The following is a 22,997-nucleotide window of genomic DNA, read 5'->3' as shown; positions in this document are numbered from 1 at the left end:
TGCAATATTTTCGGTTCCGGGTCTAGGTGTAGATGACCTTGCGGCAGTATTCACACTGGATTCTGCGCACACTGGGGTCGCCATCAATGAAATATTCCATCAGCGTGTCCTGATTTTCACGTTCCCATTGTTCTGTTGTCATAGGCATCCTCCTTTGGCTGTTACGGATATGTGGTGGTTACCAAAATGGGAACCACCACTTTTACACAATAAAGCGTTACGATTGTCTGGTTGGTGATCAAAATGATCACCAACTAAACCTTCTCTGTTATGGCTGAGTGGTAAGTTACGGTTTTCGTAACCCACCATTTTTCACCGTGGCTTGACAAAATGTCAAGTCGAGGTTAAGTGTAATACGAACAGAATCAATGTAGACATTTTGTCCACATTGATTTCTCCTGCCCCAACGAGTAGATAAACGTCCGTTTCGCCTCATGTGCTCATTTTGAACACATGAGGTGAGTGGATGGCAGTTGCCGTTCTCCCTGCATGGTTTTCCTGCCCCCTCTCGGCGGCGTTTTCCGGCTCTCCCTTGCGGGGTCATCGCCGTGTATCCCATGCAGACGGTCATGCGGTTTTCAAGGTGCGGTGCTGGATTTGGCAATAAAAAATCGCCACACAACAACCTGAACCTGACCATCCCTTCCGGGATAGCCTTGGTTCGGGTTCGTTATGTAGCGATAAGAAAGTTAAAAACTTGCTCCGGCTCCTTCGGGAGCCGAGCTGGAACTCTAAGATAAATATGTTATATTAAATTGTTGGGATAGGTTACCACAAAAATCGAGCCATGTCAACAAAAAGTTTTGAGAACACGCTACTTTCGGCAGCTTGCAAGAAAAAGAAAGGGGAACTTTGGCAAAAAGAGAGAGGACTGGACGGTGCCAGCCCTCTTGACAAGTTTTTTAAATCAGAAACAGGTTATCGTACCATGCTCTCAAACCGTTTCTGCAAGCGTTCAAACGTTTCGTCATCCACGGTCAGAAAGGTTCGCAGCGACCGCAAATTCAAACGGTGATTCGGCAGGAGCTTCAATTCGGTATGTTGAACATCTGATGCATCTGTGAACACTGGCCGACCGCATAGTATTATTCTACTTTTATCATACGATAGCCCACACCAATATGTGTTTGGATGTATTGCGGGGACTCCTCTGTTGGCTCCAGCTTTTTCCGCAGTGTTGCCATAAATACCCGCAGGGAAGCCACATCGTTATCCCAACTGCGGCCCCAGATATTTTGTGTGATAAAGGTATGGGTCAGTACCTTGCCGACATTCTTGGACAGCAGACACAACAGCTTATACTCCATGGGTGTCAGGTGAAGTTCGTTTTCATCCAGATAAGCGCATCCCCCGGCATAATCCACTTTCAACTTACCATTCACAAATACAGAACTGGCAGTAAACATCTCTGCCGTCATCAAAGAGAGTCTTCGCTGCGTCACCCGAAGTCGAGCCAATAATTCTTCAACAGAAAAAGGTTTTGTCAGATAATCGTCAGCTCCGGCATCCAATGCATGAATCTTGTCATTATCTTCACTTCTGGCGCTAATTACAATGATGGGGGCATTGGACCAGGAGCGTACCGTTTGAATGACTTGAACGCCATCCATATCCGGTAAGCCCAAATCCAGCAAGATGATTTCAGGATTGTGCGATGTGGCCTCCATAATGGCTGTCGAGCCACTGGGCGCTACCACATAACGATAATCATTTGTTTTCAATGTGGTTGTAATGAGATTTCGTATAGATGGATCATCCTCAACCACTAATATCAAAGGTTTATTCATGAAGTTCTACCTTCCCGGCGGGTAATGTAAATGTGAACACAGTGCCATTTGGCTGATTGTCTGATACGGAAATCGTGCCGCCGTGGGCGGTCACAATGGACTTACAGAGGGACAGCCCCAATCCAAGGCTTCTGCGGCTGTCGACCACTTTATTGGCCCCACTATAAAACATATCAAAAATACGGGGTTTCTGCTCATCGGGAATCCCAGGGCCGTTGTCGGAAACGGAAACCGTGACCCATTGCTCTTTTTGATCGGTATGTATTTCAATTACTGAACCGACAGGGGTATATTTGATGGCGTTGTCAACCAAATTGATAATCACCTGAACGATCAGCTTCGCATCAATGTGGGCAAGGATAAAGTCTTTCCCGCTGGTCACACGAATGGTGTGTTCTTTACTCTTTCTGTTGATGTGCTTCAGTGCTTCAGAAACGACCTCATCCATGAGTTCGATACTCCGAGTTAGATTGACCTGTCCGCCCTCAATTCGTGTGACTGCCAACAGGTTTTCAACGAGATTAATCAGCCACATGGAATCGTCATAAATATCGGTAAAGGTCTGCTCCCGCAATGCATCATCCATCTTTTTATAATTTGCAAGCAAATTGTCTGCGCTGCCAGAAATCGCTGTCAAAGGGGTTCGAAGATCATGAGAGATTGCCCGCAGCAGGTTAGCACGAAGCTGTTCATTTTGCGCCAGAACAGCCGCTTCCTCTTTTTCTTTGGCGTTTTTGATGTTTTCAAGTGCCAAAGCGCACTCGCCCAGAATAGAGAGGAGTACGCTGTTTTCGAAAGAGTCCAGCGGAATACCGTTCACCGCAATACCAGCCACTCCATATACATGCTGGTTGACCCGAATCGCAAGGTATAAACACTTTGCACTGGATAATGTATCTGTTGTGGCACCGGCGTGTTTATTGTTTCGGAAGACCCAATCGGCGACTGCTTTCTCGTTCTCAGAAATTAAATCTTCCTGAATGCTATTAACAGCACGAAAAACGTTAGGGGTGGCAAGTTCTTTACCATCAGACAGGTAGACGACAATATCTTTTTTCAGCAGCTTCATGAGCTGCCCTGCCGTAGCGGTGATTACCGCATTCTCATCCTGCTCTTTTTGCAGAAGCTGGTTGGTTTCAAAAAGAATCTTTGTACGGTAAGCTGTATGGGCAGATTGTTTCGCATTTTCTTTCAGTCGGGTAGCGAGAGATCCGGAAAGCAGTGTTACTATAAACATAATGGTAAAGGTAACAATATAGTTCGGATCGTCAAAATGGAATGTCAGTCTCGGAGTGGTAAAAAAGAAATTGAAAACCAGCACACTGACAACCGAGGTCAGAATCCCGCACAGTCGGTTGGTTGTGATTACAGCGGCCACAAGTACGCCTAATATGTAAACTGCTATAATATTACTCTCCGTGAACCCAAAAGCGTCAAAGCCACAGCCAATCAGTGTAGCTACCAGCAATACGACTATACTTTTCAGAACATCACGCAGGGGCATCGCATCTGCCTGCGCCTTACGCTTTTTTTCCTGATAGCTGGTTCCTGTGCTGGCATCCGGTATCACATGAATATCCAGATTAGGTGCGCTGGAAATCAGGCGTTCCGTCAAGGTGGGCTTGCTGAAAATATTCTTTCGTGCAATGGTACTTCGTCCAATTACGATTTTTGAGATGCCGGAAAGACGGGCAAATTCCGCAATCTGATAAGGCACGTCATCGCCATAACTTGTCTCAATCGTAGCGCCAAGTTGCTGGGCCAGACGCTTATTATCCTGCAAACGCTTTTTATCATCGTCACTCATCGCCGCTGTATTTGGCGTTTCCACATAAAGAGCGGTAAATGTTCCCCGAAAGGCTCTTGCCATCCTTGCAGCAGTCCGAATGATTTTTGCGTTGGATGGCGACGAGGAAAGACATGCCAGAATGCGCTCGTCTGTATGGTAATCGCCTCGGCTCTGTACTCTGGCGCTTTCCGTCAGCAAGTTCACCCGGTCAGCGCACCGACGGAGGGCGATTTCCCGCAATGCGGTGAGATTTTCCAGCGTGAAAAAATTAACTGTTGCCCGCTGCGCCTGATCTTCCCGGTACACATTTCCACTTGCCAGTCGTTCCAGCAACTCCGCAGGCTCAATATCCACCAGTTCTACCTGATCTGCTTGATCAAAGGTGGAATCCGGAATGCGCTCCCGCACAAGAATTCCGGTGATAGAGGCCACTGTATCGTTGAGACTCTCGATATGTTGGACATTTACAGTCGTATAGACATCAATTCCAGTATTTAGCAGTTCCTGAATATCCTGATACCGCTTCGTGTGCCGACTGCTTTCGGCGTTGGTATGGGCCAACTCATCCACCAGTATGAGCTGGGGATTTCGCTTGAGCGCAGCATCAAGATCAAATTCACGAAGGGTCATTCCTTCGTAAGCAACTTGTTTCACAGGAAGCTGCTCCAAGCCGTCCAGAAGTGCCATCGTCTGGGGTCGGGCATGGGGTTCTATGTATCCAGCAACCACATCGATGCCACGCTCCTTAGCCTGATGAGCCGCCTGAAGCATGGCATAGGTCTTTCCGACACCTGCGGCATAACCGAAAAAGATTTTGAGTTTTCCGCTTTTCTTAGTGGATGCATCGTTACGGATCGCATGAAGAAGCTGATCCGGATCTTGTCTTGGCAGTTCCATTTTAATCCTCCTATCAAAGAAATCTTCCGACCGGAAATCATTGCAAAGGATGCGGCTATGGTAATACCCCCCATGCCTCCAATCTGAATCAGCAGTAAAATGACAAATTGGCCGAAGGCCGACCAGTATGTTGCCGTATTATGTATAATGAGCCCGGTTACACAAACTGCTGAGGTAGAAGTAAACAATGCATCCGATTTAACAGCACTACTCCCATAACTGCAATCCTCCTTTATACCCCTTTATGTGCCCTTAATTATAAATCAAAGGGAGTAAAAAAGGTAGAAGAGAATGCGTATCTGTATTAAGGCCGTCTAAAGATGCAGGACTTATTCTTTTTTATCACGAGCTTGTGCCAGAAATTCAATCAGCCGTTTCCTTGTCAGAATCCCGCATAGAGCATTCCGGCCATCAACGATGGGGACAAAATTCTGATTCAGCATTGCAGTTACAACCTGCTCGGAATCTGCATCTATTTGTAACGCAGGGCAAAAATCTCTGCGAACAATGCTGCCAAGTCGGTATCCCTCCTGTACTTTCAAGTCTGTTGTCTGGCAAGCAAGAAGGTGGCGGAGGAAATCTCCCTCCGTCACGCTTCCAATATACTGTTCCTGATCATTCAGTACCGGGACAGCGGTATAGCCATGTACCATAAACCGTTCCAATCCCTGACGAATCGTATCCTTTTCATAAAGAAATACAGTGGAGATTTTGGGAATCATGATTTTAGCTATGTTCATTTCACTTCTCCAGAATACCGTCCAGCATCAGATTGACTTCCAGCACATTGACAGTCTCTTCACCAAAGATGCCAAGGAATCGTCCGTCGGTGCAGTTTTGGATGATCTCACGCACTTCATCTTCGGTCATATCATTTGCCTTTGCAATGCGTGCTACCTGATATTCCGCTGCTGCCGGGGAAATATGGGGATCAAGCCCACTGCCGGAACAAGTAACCAGGTCCACCGGAATGGCCGTTTCGTCCATGTCCGGATCGGCAGTCCGGAGCTTTTCTACCCGCTCTGCCACGAGCTGTGCATACTCCTCGCTTGCCGGAGAGAGGTTGGAGGGGGCGGCGTACATCAGTGCCTTTCCGTTTTCATCCGTATAGGTTGAAACATCAATATTCATAATGCGCCCCCACATATGAGCTTCATCTGTATATTGCTGCCCAAGTAATTCACAGCCATATTTTTTCCCGTCTACTTCAATGATGCTTCCGTTTGCATTATCCGGAAAAATAAGCTGAGCGATTCCTGTTACAACACCCGTATAGATCACGCCGCACAGCAGCGTAAAAATTAAAAAGATCATACCTGCCTTTGGCAGTACACTTTTCATTGTTTTCATAATATATACCCCCTTATCCGAAGATTGTGAGAAAAATTTTCTGAAGCAATTCCGGCGCCCACAGGGCGAAACGCAGTGTATTCACACATAGGACGGCTAAGGTCATGCCAAGAATTCCTTCAAAATACGAGATTGTTTTCTTTGTTATCGCATTCATATTTTGCCTCCTCCTTATACCAGGCCGGTAAACACCAGCAGAACATCAATCAGTTTCACAAAGATAAAGGGAGCCGCCAGACCGCCCAGACCATAAACCAGCAGGTTCCGTGACAGCAGCTTTCCGGCAGAGACCTCACGGTATTTCACACCTTTCAGTGCCAACGGAATGAGCGCGATAATGATGAGTGCATTATAAATAATCGCAGAGAGGACAGCGCTTTGCGGGGAATGCAGCCCCATAATATTCAGAGCAGACAGTCCCGGATAAAGTCCCATAAACAGCGCCGGAATAATGGCAAAGTATTTTGCCACATCGTTGGCAATGGAGAAGGTAGTCAGGCTGCCTCGTGTCATCAAAAGCTGTTTGCCGATGCGAACAATGTCGATCAGTTTTGTGGGTGAAGAGTCCAAATCCACCATGTTACCTGCTTCTTTTGCTGCTTGTGTGCCGCTGTTCATGGCAACTGCAACATCTGCTTGTGCCAAAGCCGGAGCGTCGTTGGTGCCGTCGCCTGTCATGGCTACCAAATGACCCTTGGCCTGAAAATCACGAATCATTGCCAGCTTTCCCTCCGGCGTTGCTTCCGCAAGGAAGTCATCCACACCGGCCTCGGCAGCAATGGCCGAAGCAGTAATCGGATTGTCGCCGGTGATCATAATGGTCTTGATGCCCATTTTCCGCAGATCTGCAAATTTCTCCTTCACACCCTGCTTGATAATATCCTTCAGATAGATAACGCCGAGGATCTTGTGGTTCTTAGCTACGACCAGAGGTGTGCCGCCCTTGGACGCAATAGACTTGACAACTCGATCACAGTCCGGAGAATACATACCGCCTGCATGAGTCACATAACTCTGCATGGCGTCTGCTGCGCCTTTTCGGATTTCGTTCCCGTCAAAGTCGACGCCGCTCATACGGGTCACGGCAGTAAATGGGACAAAATGCATATTCTTGTCCTGAAGGCTTCTGCCACGAATTCCAAACTGTTCCTTGGCCAGCACGACAACGCTTCTGCCCTCAGGGGTCTCGTCTGCCAGAGAAGAAAGCTGAGCGGCGTCTGCCAGTTCCTGAATATCTACACCATCTACCGGAATGAACTCCGATGCCTGTCGATTGCCCAGAGTGATGGTTCCGGTTTTGTCAAGCATCAGAATGTCTACATCACCGGCGGCTTCAATGGCACGACCACTCATGGCCAGAACATTTGCCTGGTTCAGTCGGGACATACCGGCAATACCGATGGCGGAAAGCAAGGCACCAATGGTAGTAGGCGCAAGGCACACCAACAGCGCTACCAGAGTTGTTACAGAGGTGGGATTCTCAATTCCCGCCAGCTTTGCAGAAAAAATGGAATAAGTGTAGAGAGAGACTGTCACCAAGATAAAGATAATGGACAAGGCTACCAGAAAAATCTGCAAAGCAATTTCGTTGGGCGTCTTTTTCCGGGCAGCACCTTCTACCATCGCAATCATCTTGTCCAGAAAGCTCTCTCCGGCTTCGTTGGTCACTCTGACAACGATCCAGTCCGACAGTACAGTGGTGCCGCCGGTCACAGCGCTGCGGTCGCCGCCTGCCTCACGAATTACAGGAGCGGATTCGCCGGTGATGGCGCTTTCATCCACAGATGCCGCCCCTTCTACGACTTCGCCGTCTGCCGGAATCTGCTCTCCGGCTTTGACGATCACCAGTTCCCCCTTTTTCAGCAGGGCGGAGGGAACCACAGTCACGCTGTCCTTCTCCGAGACAGAGGGGATCTTATGCGCGTCCACGTCCTTACGGGATGCCCGGAGAGAATCTGCCTGTGCTTTACCACGACCTTCTGCAATGGCCTCGGCAAAGTTGGCAAATAGCACGGTAAACCAAAGGATAATGGCAATCGCCAGTGTATATCCGCTTGGAGCGTCTTTTAACCCGAACAGGGATACCACCCAAAGGATACTGGTCAAGATCGCAGACGCAAAAACCAGAAACATGACCGGGTTTTTTGCCTGTGTTTTCGGGCTCAATTTCACAAAAGAATCTTTAATTGCCCTGCCGAGCATTTTCCGGTCGGCAAAAGCAGTTTTCTGTTTTGTACGCATATCTGTAAATCTCCTTTACGCAATGCTGCCAAAGAACTCAGCAAGCGGACCAAGGGCAAGCGCCGGGAAGAAGCTCAGCGCACCGATCAGCAATACCACAACAATCAGCAGGAAAACAAACATTCCATTTGTGGTAGATAAGGTGCCCGCAGTCGTGGCAATTTTCTTTTTCCCAGCCAAGCTGCCTGCGATTGCAAGTGTGCCGATGATGGGCAGGAACCGGGCAAAGAGCATCACCAGTCCCAGGCTTACATTCAGAAATACGGTATTCCCATTGAAACCGGCAAAGGCAGAGCCGTTATTGCCGCCACAGGATGAGTAGGTATACAGCATTTCAGAGAAACCGTGGGCACCGCCGTTATGCAGGCTATCCATGACAGAGGGTACTACGGCGGCAAGGCCGCTGCCGACCAGAATTGCAATGGGTGTTGCAAGGCAAACCAGTACCGACCATTTCATCTCATAAGGCTCAATTTTCTTGCCAAGGAATTCCGGTGTACGGCCTACCATCAGACCGGCAATGAACACCGTCAGAATAGCAAAAGCAAGCATACCGTAAAGGCCGCAGCCCACGCCGCCGAAAACGACCTCGCCGAGCTGCATCAGCAGCATAGTCACCATGCCGCCAAGAGGCGTGTAGCTGTCATGCATGGAGTTTACAGCGCCGTTGGAGGCTGCTGTGGTGAAAGCTGCCCATGTAGAGGACCCTGCAATGCCGAAGCGAGTCTCCTTGCCCTCCATATTGCCGCCTGCCTGTTCGGCCATTGACATATTGACTGCGCCGTTTTGTGCAAGCTGGGGGGTGCCAACCTGTTCAGTGACGGCGATACAGCTCAAGGCAACAACCAGGCAGAGAAACATTGCCATAAAGATCGCAACACCCTGCTTCTTGTTCTTTACCGCAGAACCGAATGTGAAACACAGTGCCGCCGGAATCAGCAGAATGGAAATCATTTCGATCAGATTGGTAAAGGCATTGGGATTTTCCAAAGGATGTGCGGAGTTGACGCCCATATAACCGCCGCCGTTGGTGCCGGTCTGTTTGATTGCGACCTGGCTGGCCGCAGGACCCATCGGTACGAACTGCTCGGTGACGATCTGTGCATCCGAAACGATTTCGCCATCTACAGTGACGGTTTCGGTGTCTAAGTCAATTACCGCATCCTCAAGGATTTCGCCTTCTGCACTGACGGCAATCGGTTCTACAAGGGATACTGTTTCTGAACTTTTCAGGTTCTGAATCACGCCGCCGCCTACCAGCAACAGAGAAATGACCAGATTCAGCGGGAGTAGGATGTGAACCACAATGCGGGTCAAGTCCACCCAAAAGCTTCCCAACCCGGAGGATTTCACCTTGATAAAGCCACGGATCAATGCAAATAGAACGGCGATACCTGTAGCGGCGGAAACAAAGTTCTGAACAGTCAGACCTAAAGCCTGAGTGAGATAACTCAATGTGGATTCACCGGAATATGCCTGCCAGTTTGTATTGGTAATGAAACTTGCAGAAGTGTTAAATGCCAAATCCCATTTCACACCGGAAAGATGCTGCGGATTTCCGGGAAGAACTCCCTGCACAAGTTGAAGCAGGAACAGAAAAACAAGCCCGATACCGGAAAAAATTATTACACTTACCGCATATTTTTTCCATGTCATCTGTTCTTCTCTGTCTACACGCGTAACCTTGTAAATCAGGTTTTCGCACGGTGTCAGAACTTTGGACAAAAAAGTTTTCTCGCCGCTCATGACGTTTTTTATGTAAGCGCCCAGTGGAATTGCCAAAACAACCAGAATGGCAAGGTATAAAACATACTGAATCATGGTGCTCATGCCTGATCATCTCCCTTCATTAAAATATAGACATACCACAGCAGCATTGCTGCCGCACATACACCTATGAGTGCAATTAGCATTTGCATAAGATTCATCCTCCTTTTTTGCTGTCCCCAATATCATAAAACCTTTCCTCTAAAAATGGCATTAGTGATCTTTTGTGTGTTTAAAGATGAAATAAAGATTACAACCAACCCAAAAGCCATGCCATAGGAAAGGCGATAACGATCGTACTGATACAGACACACGCCAAAACCAGTAATGGCATTCCAACAAAGATGGAGATGGAGCCAAGTAGCGGATGATGCCAAATAAAGCGCTCCGCTTTTGCGTCAAATCTCTGTTCAAATCTTCTCGCCGCATTTGTAATGCTCATAATTGTTCACCTCATTTCTTTCTTGCAAGGCCATAATACCGCTAAAAGTATTAAGAGGGGAAAAGGGTCCTGCAATCGAAACTAAGATTGTATAAGTCTTTGTCGCTCCAGGAAGTGATCTTACGGCTTTGTTCAAGCCTTGTGCGCTTTTGTCTGAAATCCGTCACGCTTTATAACGAGTCGTGATCCTTCAGGGTTTTGCTGCCAAATAGATGTCAAAACAGCAGTATAGCCCGGATGGAGGCGCTGTCGATAAAATAAAAAAAGTGAACCCTCTGGGTGTTTCCACCCAGAAAAGTCCACATAGAAAGAGCTGCTTTGGATTTATAAGAGATCGCAGTTGTCCAAATCCCTGCCATGAATCGTAGTTGTTGATGTACATTTGATGCGTGGTCTAAACAGGCAAGATTTCAGCTGCTGTTTTGGGCTCGAACCTGACCGGTTTCCCGGCTTTGCATAAAAATCCGATCCCTGTTTTAAGAGGCTGATTTTGGCTCTGCACATTTTTGCACACTTTTTGCACACCGGAACAACTGGATAACGGATGCGAGAGGGGATAATAGGTGCAAGGAATGCAGCAGATGCAAAACTCAAATTTACGGTAAAACGATAAAAACAACGAATTCACGCAATTTTGAAAATTGACGATTGTTGCACGTTGGTTTCTCTTAATCAGTGGGCCCAGGGTTCGAGTCCCTGGAGGTGCACCACAACAACAAAATCCGAACTTTTTTCCGATAGGAGAAGGGTTCGGATTTTTTGTATTCTTCGGAAAACAGAACGAATCCCTTGCTTCCATCGAGAAACGTCCTAGACCTTATCATAAGGAAAGCACGACAGACTACTGTAAGAGTGCCGTAAGGCGGAAAGGACACGAGTATGAAGTACGATGAAAGAACCTGCAAATTCAACATGGACACCAGCTGCGTGGAGCTGCTGCTCCGGGATGGGAGAAAGATTTCTATTGACTGTACCGGGGTCGAGGATGCACTGGATGTGACCGTGGCGCAGAGGTCGGAGTTAGACTACCTCATCTACAATGATCCATTGGGCTATGCCGATTTGATTCTGAATGGCAATCCGAAGGAATATTTGAAAAACGTAACCGGAAGCCATGGGCTAGAAGATTAAGGGCAAAACAAAAAACAGGGTGCGCCCCTGAATAGGACGCACCCTGCAAAAGACCACAGACGATAGCGATATGTACAACAGGGAGTTCCCCAGTGGGAACTTCCTGTTTTTCGTTGTTTGCATGATGAGCCTGCTCTGCCTGCCACGCGGCAAACTCCCTCTGGCCTTCCTCGCTGTTCCAGCAGGCAAGGATGGCTGGGTAGAATGCCCGCGCCAGACGGTCGATGACTTCATCGGGGTAGGGGGAAGTATTTGTGGACTTTTTCTTTTTGTTCAAACGCACGCTCCTTTGACTGTCCCACCATGGCAAAGCCGGGCGAGAAAATCAAAGTTCCATTTTTATCAGGCGCAAGGGTGCGGATGCTTTCCGCCCTGCACTTGCAGACGGTGGCTCGTTGATGGCTTACAAGTGCCTGTTGTTATGCGACTTTTTCATCGTTCAGCATTTCTTCAAACTGTGCCATATATGCCTTGTGCTGCTTCAGAATCTTCATGGATTCCATTTTCACATAGGCATCATCAGGCACCTTGGGGAGATACTTCATCAGGAAATCAACATCCCGCTGGATTCGCCGGACGGCAGCTTCCAGCGCAGAATAGTTGATTCCGTAGATTCGTTTCTGCGGAGCAGAGCGGTCCTCCGGGTGCAGAATCTCGTGCACGATCTGCTTGCGGTTCTGAAAATCGGCTCTGGCAAGGCGGTGCATATCAGCATCACGGACTTTGAACTGCCCGGACAGGATTTTCTCCTGCATACCGGGTATCATCTGCTCCGTAATCTCCACGCCGCGCATGAATTTTTCAGAACGGGCAACGTAGGATTCGCTGACATTGTTCCGCTCTGCAATCTGCTTGCGGATGCTCGCTTCCGCAGAGGTGGGAGGAATTGTGTCAAATTGACACAATTCCTCCTGAACGGCTTCCTGAGTGGTTGCTGTATACTGATTGTTGCCGTTTCCGCCGGGCTTTCGATGTTCCACACTGTACTGCTTTCCAATGAGGAACTTCTTTTGCTCCGGGGTTAAATTGCGCCGCCCCAGCTGATTCTTGCAGATCCAAGCGAGGGCTTCCTCACGGTTCGCAAAGCGGAGCGGCATGGTAGAAAAGCAGATTTCGGGGTGCTTCTGAAGAATCGCATAGCGATTGTGTCCGTCAATAAGGGTATTGCCCCAAACGATCAAAGGAGAGAGCAGCTTGCCTTCTTTCAGGATATTTTCTTCAAGCTACTTAAATTCATCATTGGTCAGAGGAGGAATCTGGGACTGGAACTCCGGGTCGATTTTCAGATTGATCATACGCACACTCCTTTATCTCTCCTGCTGCGCCGGTTCTTCCTCCCGGAAAAAGGACGCAACATTCTGCTTTGCGGTTTTCAGTTTGAGCAGTTCCTCTTTAGCTTCCTTGTACTGCTCGTAGAACTTTGCCTTTTCGGATGCCAGCTGCGCATACTCGACTTCCAGCTTTTTCGGGCTGGGCAGCTTTGTGATGTTGTTTGCCTTAAAATAGGCTGCTGCTGCCCGGTATACTGTCAGCTCTGCACGGCGCTGCTCCTCAAAGGCTGCGGAGCAACCTTTTTTGTATTTCTATAAATAACAATCAAGAGGGCGACAGCTTTTGTTGTCACCCTCTTGATTGTTATTTATTTTTCCCACGTTTTGGCTTTTTGTCGGACATTTATAATTTGGAACTGGTATAGAATGCTGGGAATTGCAGAAACCAATGAAAAAATACCCAAGATGATAGAATGCTTGATAATGGCAAACAGTGCAAATAGAAGCAGCAGGAATAGCCATGGGTTACGCAAAGTGCGGTAGTATTTTTCTTTATCGGCATAAGAGGTATGAAGTTCAAAAGGCTTTCCGTCGTTTGCTTTTTCTACAATCAATAGTTCCCGGTTAAAAGTTGTTGCGTTTGTTGCAATACAACCGTCCATTTCTGCCCATGGGCGCCAACGAACTTTTCCAACAGAATAGTTTAGATTGATATTCTTGGAAAATACTTTGTAGCCCATATCCTCCAAAAAATCAGCATAGTCTGTTGCATTCTCTTTTGATTTTTCTCCGATAAACTCTACACAATAGGTCACTTCATCGGGATTACATTTTTCAAATTCATAGAGCATTCTTCCTGTCCGGACAAGTCGATAACCCTTTTCAGACATTTTGTTTAGCCATTTTTCCTGCGTATTTAGCAATCCGCCAAAAAAGCGATAACATTTTTTACTCATACTGCACCTCCAATAATTTCACTTGCAATGCTTACAAGTTCATTTAGTCTTGCAAGCTCTTTTTCTGCAATTTCTTTTCCCTGTGCTGTAATGTGGTATTCTTTTTTTCTTCCCTCACTATCTCCATAAGGTTCAATCCACTTCTTGTCCTGCAAAGAGTTTAATGCTCCATATAAAGTGCCTGCGCCTAGGGAAAGCCGTCCGTCTGTTTTTTCTTCAATAAACTGCATAACAGCGTATCCGTGTTTTGGCGTATAGAGAGAGAGCAGAATATAAAAGGTGACTTCTGTAAGCGCACCACCTTTTGCATTGTCGCGCATGGTTTGCCCCCCTTTTTTTTGTTACGGTTACTGTAATAAATATATCACTAACCGTAACATTCGTCAAGCGGATTTAGGAAAATTATTTAATGGGTGTGTGAAAGAAGAATGGTCTGCTCTCTATTTGTTTTATTGTTCGGCGTGTCGTGGTGCTGGGAATTGCTAGGAATCGGTTGAACATTCGTTTTGGTCATTGTACCTCCTGTCTGTTCGATAACTCCTCGGTGAAGTTATGTAAGTACGACACGCCGTTGCTGTTCGCACCGTCAGGTGCAAACCATGAGCAGGGTTTGGGGTGGGACCGCGTTTGCGAAGCGCAGCGCAGCAATGAAAGCCCCAGTGGGGCTTTTAAGCGGCAGCGCGGTCTGCGACAGTAGATGGAGGGGCGTGGCCCCGACAAGCGCTACCCCAACAAGATCACTTGGAAAACTCGCAAGAGTTTGAGAAGTGAAGTCCCAGTGGAGCACAACATTTTCAAGAATTGAAAATTTGTGGCCACGGGACGGTTCTTGCCCTCTACCGCTGCGCTCAAAACGCATTTTCAACAAATATTTCCAAATTGTTAAGACGCAAAAAATAAGTAGCTGGGCTCTGCTCATGTAATGGGGTCACCGTTTGCTCCGAACGAAGTTTTGCAGCGGCGTTTTCCGGCTCGCTCACGGAAAGTGTGAGGTCATGGCACGGTATCACGTTCAGACGGCTTATGAAGGAATCAAGGTTCGGTATGAAGAAAGCCGGGCGCAGTGCGGACACTGCGTCCGGCTTCTTTCAAGCACGAGAATAACACTTTGAGGTTGTACAGCCAACAACTGTAAATAAAATTCGGAGATTTGTACAACCACATAAGGTTCTATTTGTAAAAAAATACCGCCCACGCAGCGCAGCTATGGATTTTGTCGGGTGAATCGGCGGCAAAATAGATCGGGTGTGTTGCGGGGCGGTAAATTCTTTCGTGGACTTTCCATCACTGAAGTGGTGGGTTTCACGGTGATAACCAACCACTTTCTGTGGCTGTGTTCAAAATGAACACGACCACATCTTGTGGATGACTTGTAACCAATCCACAAAATCAGTGGGACTTTCGGAAATAATAGCATATTCTCTGCAAGGTGTCAACACTTTAGGAGAATGAATACATGAAATAGGCAAAACATACACAGTACAAGTGGAAAGCAACACTGTGTTTTAGAAAAACTCTTAATTCTCGCAGTTCAATCGAACTTTCACGGTAAAAGTTCCATTCTTTTTCTCGGCATAAAAATCGCCATCGCTTTCCCGTACCACACGTTTTACATTTTTCAGCCCATATCCATGGTGGCTGCCAACCCGAAGGCTGCGCGAGGTATCACTGTATGGATTGTCAAGGCGGTAGAAAAGGCTTCGATACTGTTTGCGCAGCTGCAAATGGATCTTTCGTTGTTCTGGAGGCAAGCCACAACAAGCTTCAATTGCATTGTCGAATGTGTTTCCAATCAGGATGCTTAAAGATAACGGAGATATAGATAGAACTTCTGGAATCGTTACGTCCAGAGTTACTTTGATGCCGTTTTCTTCTGCTGTATGTAAATACTGATTCAGCAGTGCGTCCACAACTGGATTTCCAATCGTAGAAATATTTTTGGAACGTTCAAAGGCATCCGTTGCATCTCGTACAATTTTGTGAAGTTCTTCGGAATTCCCGCGTTCCGCAACTGCCTGCATTGCCAGAATATATTTTTTGATGTCGTGCCAAAGGGCTCTTGTTTCTTCCTGCCGTTCCTTTAGCTGCTGATAATACTCCATCTGCAAGCGATATTGCTGCTCGTTAAATTCCGCTCTGAATTTTTCCTGCTCATTTTTTCGGAGGGCTTCCACATAGAAAACAATCAGGATATTCATTAAGAGGAGTACCACCATCAAGCCAATCAGGTAGTCTGGAAAATTTTCATCCGCTGCATGGTACTGTACCACATAGCAAACTGCAATGCTGGCAATCTGAATAGCGATGATCGGCAGCAGCCAAAGAACGCGCAGCACATTTTCTTTCCGGCTGAAAAAATGTGAAACTAAGATTAGCAATGGAATCTGAATCAGATTCGAGAACACCACGTAAATCAGTCTGGCCGCACCTGCTTGCATTAGGACATCTGTATCCGGGATGCGCAGTCCGATAAGAAGCATCGCAAGGATTTCAACTACTGCTACAAGCGTGAAAAATGCAGCACTTGCAAAGATGGCTTGCCATATTTGTGCTTCATAAAACAGCATCGCCAGAAGAAACCCTCCCAGCAGAAGGTAAATCGTTCGCGGCATCACCCAAGTGGGAAACAAACTCAATGTACATTGCCCCACGATTAGAAGTGCAATATAAAGATAGTACCATCGTGAAGATAAATCTTTTTTCTGGAATAAACGGTCAACGAAAAGTACGAGCAATGCGATGTTGGCGAAACTCCCAGCAAATTCAACAAAATAATATATCATCTTCCCAAATAAGCGTTAAAGCTCTGATTGAACTCCTGACGCTTCCTCCGGCTGATCGGCAATTGATTTCCACTCGACAGAACAACCATCGTTCCTGTGGCATAGATAATATGCTCCATGTTGACAAGATAGCTTTTATGGGGTGAAGCAAAACACCTTTTCGGCAACTGTTCTAAGGCTTCTGGAATTGTCATTCGCAGAGTGAGGTCTTGACCTTTACAATGAATCAAGACTTTATGCCCATGGCTTTCCAGATAATAAATGTCCGATGTTTCCAATGAGAGTGTGGCTCCTTCATATTCAACGGTAAAGTGCTTGGAATTCAATTCTTGGACAACGGCATCCATTGCAGCGGTAAAAAGCGATTCATCAAGTGGTTTCACCAGATAACGGAATGCAATGCCATACCCCTGCACAGCGTATTCATGCCGCTTTGTAACAAAGATCACCAGCGGATGTTTTTCCATCTGCGTTAAGGTTTGTGCCAACTGGAATCCGTTTGAAGGCATTTCGATATCAAGCAGCAGAAGATTGAAGAACTTCCTTTTTAGCTGCAAATCACTTAAAAGTGCGGCACCGTCTGTGTAATTTTCAATGTCAAAGTCGCTATGGACATCATATCGCTTGACGCTCTGAACAATATCTTCAAGTTCTGACGGTTCATCATCGCAGACTGCAATTCGATACCTCACCATTTTGTCGTCCTCCACAAAGTAATGTTGCTGACACTATTATAAACTGTGCATTTGCGCCTGACAAGTGGTTTGACATACCACTTTTGCCGCAATAACGACCAGTTTTGCCAAAGACCTTGCTTTCGGAAAAATCTATGGTACATTGATATTGAAATCAGTATCAGTGTTTCTACAATATCAAAACCGGGAAGGATAAGCATGAAGTTTTCACCATTGGAACTTTTACTGGTTATTTCGATAGCGGTAATCGTAGGAATCGTACTGGTAGTTCTTGTAAAGTATCTGATTCGCTATGCCATTAAGTTTTTACGCAAAAATTGAAAGGACACCGATTGCCAATGAAGAAAGCATACTATGGCCTCCTTACATTTGCAATCATGAGCTTGTCTTACGATTTGTATTATTGGAACATGAGAAGTGCTGTGGGTGTTCTAAGGGCAGAAGATAAGGTACTTTGTTTATCAAGTGGAGGCATTTGCGTTCTCATAATAGTTTTTGTTGTTATAAAAAGCATCAAAAATAAATAGATTGATATATATTTCTGCCGCAGAATTTTATCGAGGTGAAGCGATACTGATGAAAAAGATACAGAATTTTTTCTCATATGCAAAGGTAAGTGAGCTGCCAAAAAATCAAATTTTTGAGTTATTCGATTTAAGTAACAATGGAAAAGATGTTTCTCCTTATAAAATCGACTACGCAGTTAATAAAGATATTTTAGATGAATGCCAATTGGGAGCTTACGAAAGTTTGATTGAACTCAACAACGAAGTAGCTCTTTTGTATGATAATGGAAAGATCGTTGCTCTTATTGGCTATGTTGTACAGTGAGGAACTAAAATGAAGAAAACTTATTGCGTATAGTACTTCTCGGATGGTTTATACTTCTGTGGGTGGTTATGGTGTTACATATCATTCATATGTTGCAAGAGAGTTTAGGAACCGTAAAGAAACATCGAAAGGAAAAGAATCATGAGTAAAATTATAGGAGCTTTGCTGTTAGTTGCTCTTGCAGTGCGGTTGGTGGTGCTTTTCTTCTTTAAGCGGAATATTGTTCTGAATGAAATATCGTTGGTACTGTTTATAGCCGTTTTCGTGGTTGCCGTTATTGTAATGCTGGTAAAGTGGTGGAAATGGAGAACTAAATAATTTATATTACCGTGTTGAAGGACTATTTTATTATCATGCGAGCTTACTATTTCGGATTTACAACCGTGAGAAGCTATTCGTGTATTTAAGGCTAAGTACATTCTATGAAATGATTCTAGGCTTGAGGGGTGAGCAAAGATGAAGCACGACAAACTGTTCCTTGTAAGAATTTTGTGCTTAATCGGAATTGCAGGAGAATTATTGATTCCCAATAATATCATTCGTATGTTATTTGGTCTGTTTTTTGCAATAATAAGTGTTGCTTTTTTGTTGATGCACAAGAATGATATAATTTTGGAAGAAAGTGACAGAAAAAACAATTATTCAATTTCTATAATATGTATTAGCGTTATTCTACTTTTATTTATTATCGTTAGTTATATAATATTAAAAGCGTTGCGAGTCATTGTGCTATCTGATTCGCAGGAAATTTTTCTTTCAGAGATTCTCGTGTTTGGTTTTATGGCTATCTTTGGAAATTGCTCTAAAAAGCTTCCATTCAATAAGTATGTTGGTTTGCGTTTACCATGGACATTAGACGATTGTCAAACATGGAGATATGCACACATGCTTTTATATGAATTAACTTTTCCTACTATACTTTTAGGTATTACAATTCTTTTTTCTCTGCCCAATAAATCGAAAGCGGTCATGATTTGGTCAATACTATTGTATATTGGCACTCCGTCCATCCTTTCTTATTTTTACTGCAGAAAAAGGCATTAATAAGATGCACGATTCAAATATGAAAACCATAGCTGGATGCCCAGTGTTGAGGGTCATATTGTTTGCAGCCACACCGATTTCGTTACAAGTTTTCTCTATTTTGATACAAAATCGTGGACTTCGACGGGTTCTTGTGCTTTGATATCATTGATAATAGCTAGAGTGGAATTTGAGATGAAAGGGAGATTCCGATGCAGAACTTAACGCATTAACCAATTTCGCGCATGTACATTCAGATGGTGAAGTTCAAAAGATTTGATTGTTCTGAAAGAATCACACACACCTTTGTAACGGCATTTGCTGTCGTAAACGTAAATAGCATCTAAAAACTTTACAGCATCAGCTGGACGTCCCCGAATCAATCGTCTAGAATCGAATTCAATTCGGGTTCCATATTTCATCTTACTATGAATCGGTTGAATAGGAGTGTCTTATGAAGAAAAGTTTAACCTTCTCCTTTGCTATGTTACTGGGGGTAGTAGTTCTTCTAAGTCCGGTCTCAAATGCACTTGAAGCAGATATGAGCAGTTCAATTACATATAGGCCGGAGGATACACAGATTTGCTATGTCTCTGAAATAGATGAGGTTATAAGCAATACGGAAATTGACAAATCGGTTCGGCAAACCGTGAAGGAACGAGCCCGCACCGGAGCAACTTTCTACTCTATAACACCAGAATCGCAGGAGCAGGTCGAGCGGCTGTTCGGCGTTCATTTTGTGGAAAACGCTTTGCTGGATACCATGGAGCATAGCATTGCCCAAAAAGATCAAATGAATGTCTTTTTCAATTCCTCCACCAAAGTCACGGAGACGGAATATACAAGATACTGGCTGGACGGAAATGTAAGTATTTCACTTTGCGCCAACACATTTTATGATGTGGATGGAATGTGCGGTTCTCAGAAAACGTATACGAAAACATTCCCTAAACAGAATTACAGCATTTCCAAAAAGCTTTACACATCGAAGTCAGGAAAGTGCTTTGAAATCTACACAGTACAGGATCGTGCTGGCTGTACAACTGCACAGTATACCATGTTCCAACACCATGCAACAGACTATGCCCTTTATGTCCGCAATGAAAATGCTCAAAAAAGTGAGACGGCTGGTATTTCAAACGATTATCTGCTGACCTTACTGGATAGTTTCTCCTTTGAAAACTGATCGCTTTAAAAAGCTTGGTTGCACGCTATTTGTTGTTACACATAACTCAGATATTATGCAAAGAGAACTGCTGGTCATTCAGATTTAAAGAAGGTCGGTTCTGAAGCAAAAGAACAATAATGTACAACAGCCCTCTATTTGCAACGACTGCAAGTAGAGGGCTGTTGGTCTGTTGGGAATATTTTAATTAAAGGCTAGTCTTCTAGTCTACCGTGGTCACAGCCGAGTGAGAGATAATGCTCAATCTCACCATCCAGCACAAGCTGGGCATACTCCAAGGGCTTGTTGTAGAGCAGCCAGTCCAGTTCTGCCCGCCGCGCCGGAGTGTTGCCGTATTCGTCCTCAATAGCGATGCAGATAAACAAAACTGTGATTATGCAACAAATTTTCTATGAATTTATGTGCAGTCATACGATGTTTTAAAACAAGTGTAACAAACTTCCTTTAAAAGCGTTATTATAATAGAAAAATTCCTTTTCTAGGTGCGTGTAAGACATAGGGGAGGACAGCTTATGAAAATCAAAGAAAGTCCATCTATCATTCTGGCGTTTCATGGGATGCTTGGCCGCAAGAAGCAGACCAGCCTATTGCTGCTTTTGCTGACACTGGTTTTCTCGTTCCTGACGGCGGCGGTGATCTACTCCGTCAGCTCTGCACAGGTATTGCAGGACACCCGCTGTGAACTATATGGCGAATGGCAGTACCTGCGTTTGTCGGATACTGCTGCGGATGCCGCACAGGCAAAAAACACCTTGCCCGCATCCGCACAGGTCAGCACAGTGATCCAAAACGGAATCGTTCTCGGCGCAGACGATGGCGTGGCGGGCGGGATCGGAACGGTAGACGATACCTTTGCGCAGCTGGGACGTATCGTGCCGATCAGCGGTAATTTCCCCACGCAGTCCGATGAGATTGCCATGACGACGACGCTGCTGGATGCGCTGGGCTGCTCCTATGACGTAGGGCAGACGGTCACGCTGAAGGTCGCTGCCAATGATTACGACCCGCTGGCAGGCTCCGGCGCAGTGATGGAAAAAGCCTATACCCTGTGCGGTGTTTTGCCTGCCTATGATGTTTATTGGAATCTGAACGGCAATCTCACCGTCAGCGGCATTGTAGCAGAGCCGCTTGCCATAGACGGGCAAAAGTTCCAGACGTTTTATTATCTGAATGCAACCGCACCCGTGACCGCTTCGACCGACCCTGCTTTAGTGGCAAACGAGTATGCCTACCCGCAGGAGGATACCGTTTCGTCCTCCCTGCGCTTTTTGCTGGTCGCAGCGATTTTGGTCAGCTTTTTTGCAGTGGCGCAGTATTTCCTGATCGTTCTGCACAAGCGTGTACATACCATCAACACCTTCCTGACGCTGGGGGCTAAGAACCGGGATCTCCGGCTCATGTGCCTGTGGGAGGCGCTTTTTGCCGGGCTTGCGGCAGTTGCTGCAGGGTTTGCACTGGGCTGCGGTGCTGCGGCCATCGGTCTGGGGCTGCAAAAGCACCTTTCGTTCTTGGTGATCCCCGCTGCGTCTCTTGTGCCGCTGGCAGTGCTGTTTCTGCTCTCCGTGTTGCTGGGCGCACTTTTGCCTGCGGTGCTGGTTCGCCCGCAGACCGCAAAACCCAAAGAGAAGCCTGCAAAAAAATTCCGCTTGGCACAGCTGCCGCTTGCACCGCAGATCGGTGTCGGCTGCGCGGTATTGCTGATCGCCGTCAGCTGTCTGTATGTCGGCTGGCGTGTCATGCTGCCGTATGATCTGGATGCACCGTATGCCTGTCTGTCCATTAAGATGAACGGAACCTCCGGGATGCCGTTTTCTCTGAAAGAGGATCTCGCTGCATTGCCCGGTGTGGAAGAGGTTTCCGCCGCAATTGATCTGACCGATACCTATACCGTGACATCAGACAAGATCCAGTCCAGCCAGATGCTTGCCGATATCTGGGTCAAGGACAACGGCGACATCCCGAGTTTAATAATGCAAAATGCCTCAAAAGGAACACTAAATACGACAGTCTGTGCTTTGCCGGATGATGAACTACGCCGCATTGCCGCAGATGCCGGCGTTTCGGACGAGGAAATAGAGACGCTGCTGGCAGGGGATTCTGTTTTGACCCTGTGGAGAGATTGCTATTATGACCCCGCTGCGGATGAATATTATCAGGGCTTCCAACCGGATGGCAGTACGTTGGTTGAACCGGTTTTTGCGGCCGGAGACAAGTTGAGCATCCAATACCAGCGTTATACCGGGCAGGATGAAGCCGGGAATGATGTCTACCGGACGTATACCGCCCAGCTGCCCATTGCCGGGGTCGTAAAGTCTGCAAGCAATTACACACTGCTGACAACAGACCGGATCATTTTCAGCGGCACGATTTTTGTCAGTACGGCTCTTTACCATAAAATGTTTGAGAGCGCAGGCAGCTACTTTATGGAAAAGGAAGGATACAGCAGCCTGAACGTGAAACTGTCCGCTGACAGCAATTTCTCTTTGCGGCGGTCTATTTCCTCCATTGCGACGCGCAGGAATGGTATCCTGCGTGCAGATAACTACGACCTGATCAGCCAGAGCTACACCGAGGGCACACAGAGCGCTTTCCTTGTCGGCATCCTTGCGGTATTCGGGGTCCTTCTGGGGTGTGCGCTGCTGGTGGTTTTGAACCTTTCGGCTTATGAAATCCAGCAGCAGCGGCTGTCGCTTCTCCTGACGCTGGGCGTTTCCCCGAAAAAACTGGTGCTGTCCTATGCAAAGCTGCTGCTCCCGGTCATCGTTGGGACAACGCTGCTTGTGAATATCGTTGTCTATGCGGCGGTCTCGCGTATCGTTCCGATCCAGAGCATTCTCGACCTGATCCG

17 protein-coding genes and 3 pseudogenes are annotated in these 22,997 nt (G+C 46.4%); 6 read left to right on the top strand and 14 right to left on the bottom strand.

Translation table 11 applies throughout. The features are described from left to right. Positions 1-1,085 precede the first annotated feature (1,085 nt). The 8 genes and pseudogenes from DXB44_RS13175 to DXB44_RS13140 form a co-directional block, all read right to left on the bottom strand. Positions 1,086-1,787 carry a response regulator transcription factor gene (locus DXB44_RS13175; protein WP_118659009.1) on the bottom strand — a complete coding sequence of 234 codons (702 nt, stop codon included), beginning with the start codon at positions 1,785-1,787 and terminating at the stop codon, positions 1,086-1,088. Next, complete coding sequence (locus DXB44_RS13170; RefSeq protein ID WP_118659008.1) at positions 1,780-4,473, bottom strand: sensor histidine kinase KdpD; 2,694 nt, start codon at positions 4,471-4,473, stop codon at positions 1,780-1,782. Before DXB44_RS13170 ends, DXB44_RS13175 begins: the two co-directional genes overlap by 8 nt. Positions 4,474-4,487: 14 nt before the next feature. Continuing rightward, positions 4,488-4,709, bottom strand: a pseudogene (locus tag DXB44_RS14840) (Trk family potassium uptake protein); the annotation flags it as partial. Positions 4,710-4,802: 93 nt separating this feature from the next. Further along, the gene (locus DXB44_RS13160; RefSeq protein WP_097771710.1) at positions 4,803-5,213 is read right to left on the bottom strand and encodes a CBS domain-containing protein; all 411 of its coding nucleotides are present in this window, start codon (positions 5,211-5,213) and stop codon (positions 4,803-4,805) included. 1 nt (position 5,214) lies between these two features. After that, positions 5,215-5,823: a potassium-transporting ATPase subunit KdpC gene (gene kdpC, locus DXB44_RS13155; RefSeq protein WP_118659007.1), complete on the bottom strand. Its 609-nt coding sequence runs from the start codon at positions 5,821-5,823 to the stop codon at positions 5,215-5,217. A 171-nt stretch (positions 5,824-5,994) separates the two neighbouring features. Then, the gene (kdpB, locus tag DXB44_RS13150; protein ID WP_118659006.1) at positions 5,995-8,064 is read right to left on the bottom strand and encodes a potassium-transporting ATPase subunit KdpB; all 2,070 of its coding nucleotides are present in this window, start codon (positions 8,062-8,064) and stop codon (positions 5,995-5,997) included. Positions 8,065-8,079: 15 nt separating this feature from the next. After that, positions 8,080-9,894: a potassium-transporting ATPase subunit KdpA gene (kdpA, locus tag DXB44_RS13145; RefSeq protein ID WP_118659005.1), complete on the bottom strand. Its 1,815-nt coding sequence runs from the start codon at positions 9,892-9,894 to the stop codon at positions 8,080-8,082. 187 nt (positions 9,895-10,081) lie between these two features. Continuing rightward, entirely contained in the window at positions 10,082-10,273 is a 192-nt protein-coding gene (locus DXB44_RS13140) for a hypothetical protein (protein ID WP_097771706.1), read from the bottom strand. An 879-nt stretch (positions 10,274-11,152) separates the two neighbouring features. Between DXB44_RS13140 and DXB44_RS13130 the strand changes: the two genes are divergently transcribed. Beyond that, entirely contained in the window at positions 11,153-11,404 is a 252-nt protein-coding gene (locus DXB44_RS13130; protein WP_118659004.1) for a DUF6061 family protein, read from the top strand. Positions 11,405-11,823: 419 nt separating this feature from the next. Here the strand turns inward: DXB44_RS13130 and DXB44_RS13120 are convergent. From DXB44_RS13120 to DXB44_RS13085, 5 genes and pseudogenes are all read right to left on the bottom strand, one after another. Continuing rightward, a pseudogene (locus DXB44_RS13120) lies at positions 11,824-12,699 on the bottom strand (hypothetical protein). 344 nt (positions 12,700-13,043) lie between these two features. Then, the gene (locus tag DXB44_RS13110; RefSeq protein WP_118659003.1) at positions 13,044-13,631 is read right to left on the bottom strand and encodes a DUF2812 domain-containing protein; all 588 of its coding nucleotides are present in this window, start codon (positions 13,629-13,631) and stop codon (positions 13,044-13,046) included. Next, positions 13,628-13,951, bottom strand: a complete 324-nt coding sequence (locus DXB44_RS13105; protein WP_117530195.1) for a helix-turn-helix transcriptional regulator — start codon at positions 13,949-13,951, stop codon at positions 13,628-13,630. The genes DXB44_RS13110 and DXB44_RS13105 overlap by 4 nt, the downstream gene beginning before the upstream one ends. A 1,197-nt stretch (positions 13,952-15,148) precedes the next feature. Next, a complete protein-coding gene (locus tag DXB44_RS13090) occupies positions 15,149-16,198 on the bottom strand; it encodes an ATP-binding protein (RefSeq protein ID WP_243111162.1) in 1,050 nt (349 codons plus the stop codon). A gap of 212 nt (positions 16,199-16,410) precedes the next feature. Continuing rightward, the gene (locus tag DXB44_RS13085) at positions 16,411-17,109 is read right to left on the bottom strand and encodes a LytTR family DNA-binding domain-containing protein (RefSeq protein WP_118659000.1); all 699 of its coding nucleotides are present in this window, start codon (positions 17,107-17,109) and stop codon (positions 16,411-16,413) included. Positions 17,110-17,685: 576 nt separating this feature from the next. Between DXB44_RS13085 and DXB44_RS13080 the strand changes: the two genes are divergently transcribed. The 4 genes from DXB44_RS13080 to DXB44_RS13070 all read left to right on the top strand — a co-directional run bounded on the left by DXB44_RS13080 (position 17,686) and on the right by DXB44_RS13070 (position 20,149). Next, positions 17,686-17,940 carry a hypothetical protein gene (locus tag DXB44_RS13080; protein WP_118658999.1) on the top strand — a complete coding sequence of 85 codons (255 nt, stop codon included), beginning with the start codon at positions 17,686-17,688 and terminating at the stop codon, positions 17,938-17,940. 141 nt (positions 17,941-18,081) lie between these two features. Continuing rightward, positions 18,082-18,258 (top strand): hypothetical protein, encoded by a 177-nt coding sequence (locus DXB44_RS14710; protein ID WP_158581898.1) that lies wholly within the window; start codon positions 18,082-18,084, stop codon positions 18,256-18,258. A gap of 138 nt (positions 18,259-18,396) precedes the next feature. Then, positions 18,397-18,984: an SdpI family protein gene (locus DXB44_RS13075; RefSeq protein WP_118658998.1), complete on the top strand. Its 588-nt coding sequence runs from the start codon at positions 18,397-18,399 to the stop codon at positions 18,982-18,984. A 433-nt stretch (positions 18,985-19,417) separates the two neighbouring features. Next, positions 19,418-20,149 (top strand): hypothetical protein, encoded by a 732-nt coding sequence (locus DXB44_RS13070; RefSeq protein ID WP_118658997.1) that lies wholly within the window; start codon positions 19,418-19,420, stop codon positions 20,147-20,149. Positions 20,150-20,343: 194 nt separating this feature from the next. On the opposite strand, the pseudogene DXB44_RS14680 reads toward DXB44_RS13070, so the two are convergent. Further along, a pseudogene (locus tag DXB44_RS14680) lies at positions 20,344-20,505 on the bottom strand (DUF6061 family protein); the annotation flags it as partial. A 156-nt stretch (positions 20,506-20,661) separates the two neighbouring features. On the opposite strand from DXB44_RS14680, the gene DXB44_RS13065 reads away from it, so the two are divergent. Then, a partial coding sequence (locus DXB44_RS13065) for an FtsX-like permease family protein (protein WP_147366462.1) occupies positions 20,662-22,997 on the top strand: 2,336 nt, incomplete at its 3' end.

Origin of the sequence: Faecalibacterium sp. OM04-11BH (assembly GCF_003482185.1) — a bacterium.
Classification (GTDB): domain Bacteria; phylum Bacillota; class Clostridia; order Oscillospirales; family Ruminococcaceae; genus Faecalibacterium; species Faecalibacterium tardum.
Note: the sequence above shows the minus strand (reverse complement) of the source record. Positions and strands in the feature narration are given on the sequence as shown.

Coding starts and splice junctions, on each gene's coding strand:
- DXB44_RS13175 (WP_118659009.1), bottom strand. CDS start 1,787: ATGAATAAACCTTTGATATTAGTGGTTGAGGATGATCCATCTATACGA.
- DXB44_RS13170 (WP_118659008.1), bottom strand. CDS start 4,473: ATGGAACTGCCAAGACAAGATCCGGATCAGCTTCTTCATGCGATCCGT.
- DXB44_RS13160 (WP_097771710.1), bottom strand. CDS start 5,213: ATGAACATAGCTAAAATCATGATTCCCAAAATCTCCACTGTATTTCTT.
- kdpC (WP_118659007.1), bottom strand. CDS start 5,823: ATGAAAACAATGAAAAGTGTACTGCCAAAGGCAGGTATGATCTTTTTA.
- kdpB (WP_118659006.1), bottom strand. CDS start 8,064: ATGCGTACAAAACAGAAAACTGCTTTTGCCGACCGGAAAATGCTCGGC.
- kdpA (WP_118659005.1), bottom strand. CDS start 9,894: ATGAGCACCATGATTCAGTATGTTTTATACCTTGCCATTCTGGTTGTT.
- DXB44_RS13140 (WP_097771706.1), bottom strand. CDS start 10,273: ATGAGCATTACAAATGCGGCGAGAAGATTTGAACAGAGATTTGACGCA.
- DXB44_RS13130 (WP_118659004.1), top strand. CDS start 11,153: ATGAAGTACGATGAAAGAACCTGCAAATTCAACATGGACACCAGCTGC.
- DXB44_RS13110 (WP_118659003.1), bottom strand. CDS start 13,631: ATGAGTAAAAAATGTTATCGCTTTTTTGGCGGATTGCTAAATACGCAG.
- DXB44_RS13105 (WP_117530195.1), bottom strand. CDS start 13,951: ATGCGCGACAATGCAAAAGGTGGTGCGCTTACAGAAGTCACCTTTTAT.
- DXB44_RS13090 (WP_243111162.1), bottom strand. CDS start 16,198: ATGCTGTTTTATGAAGCACAAATATGGCAAGCCATCTTTGCAAGTGCT.
- DXB44_RS13085 (WP_118659000.1), bottom strand. CDS start 17,109: ATGGTGAGGTATCGAATTGCAGTCTGCGATGATGAACCGTCAGAACTT.
- DXB44_RS13080 (WP_118658999.1), top strand. CDS start 17,686: ATGAAAAAGATACAGAATTTTTTCTCATATGCAAAGGTAAGTGAGCTG.
- DXB44_RS14710 (WP_158581898.1), top strand. CDS start 18,082: ATGAGTAAAATTATAGGAGCTTTGCTGTTAGTTGCTCTTGCAGTGCGG.
- DXB44_RS13075 (WP_118658998.1), top strand. CDS start 18,397: ATGAAGCACGACAAACTGTTCCTTGTAAGAATTTTGTGCTTAATCGGA.
- DXB44_RS13070 (WP_118658997.1), top strand. CDS start 19,418: ATGAAGAAAAGTTTAACCTTCTCCTTTGCTATGTTACTGGGGGTAGTA.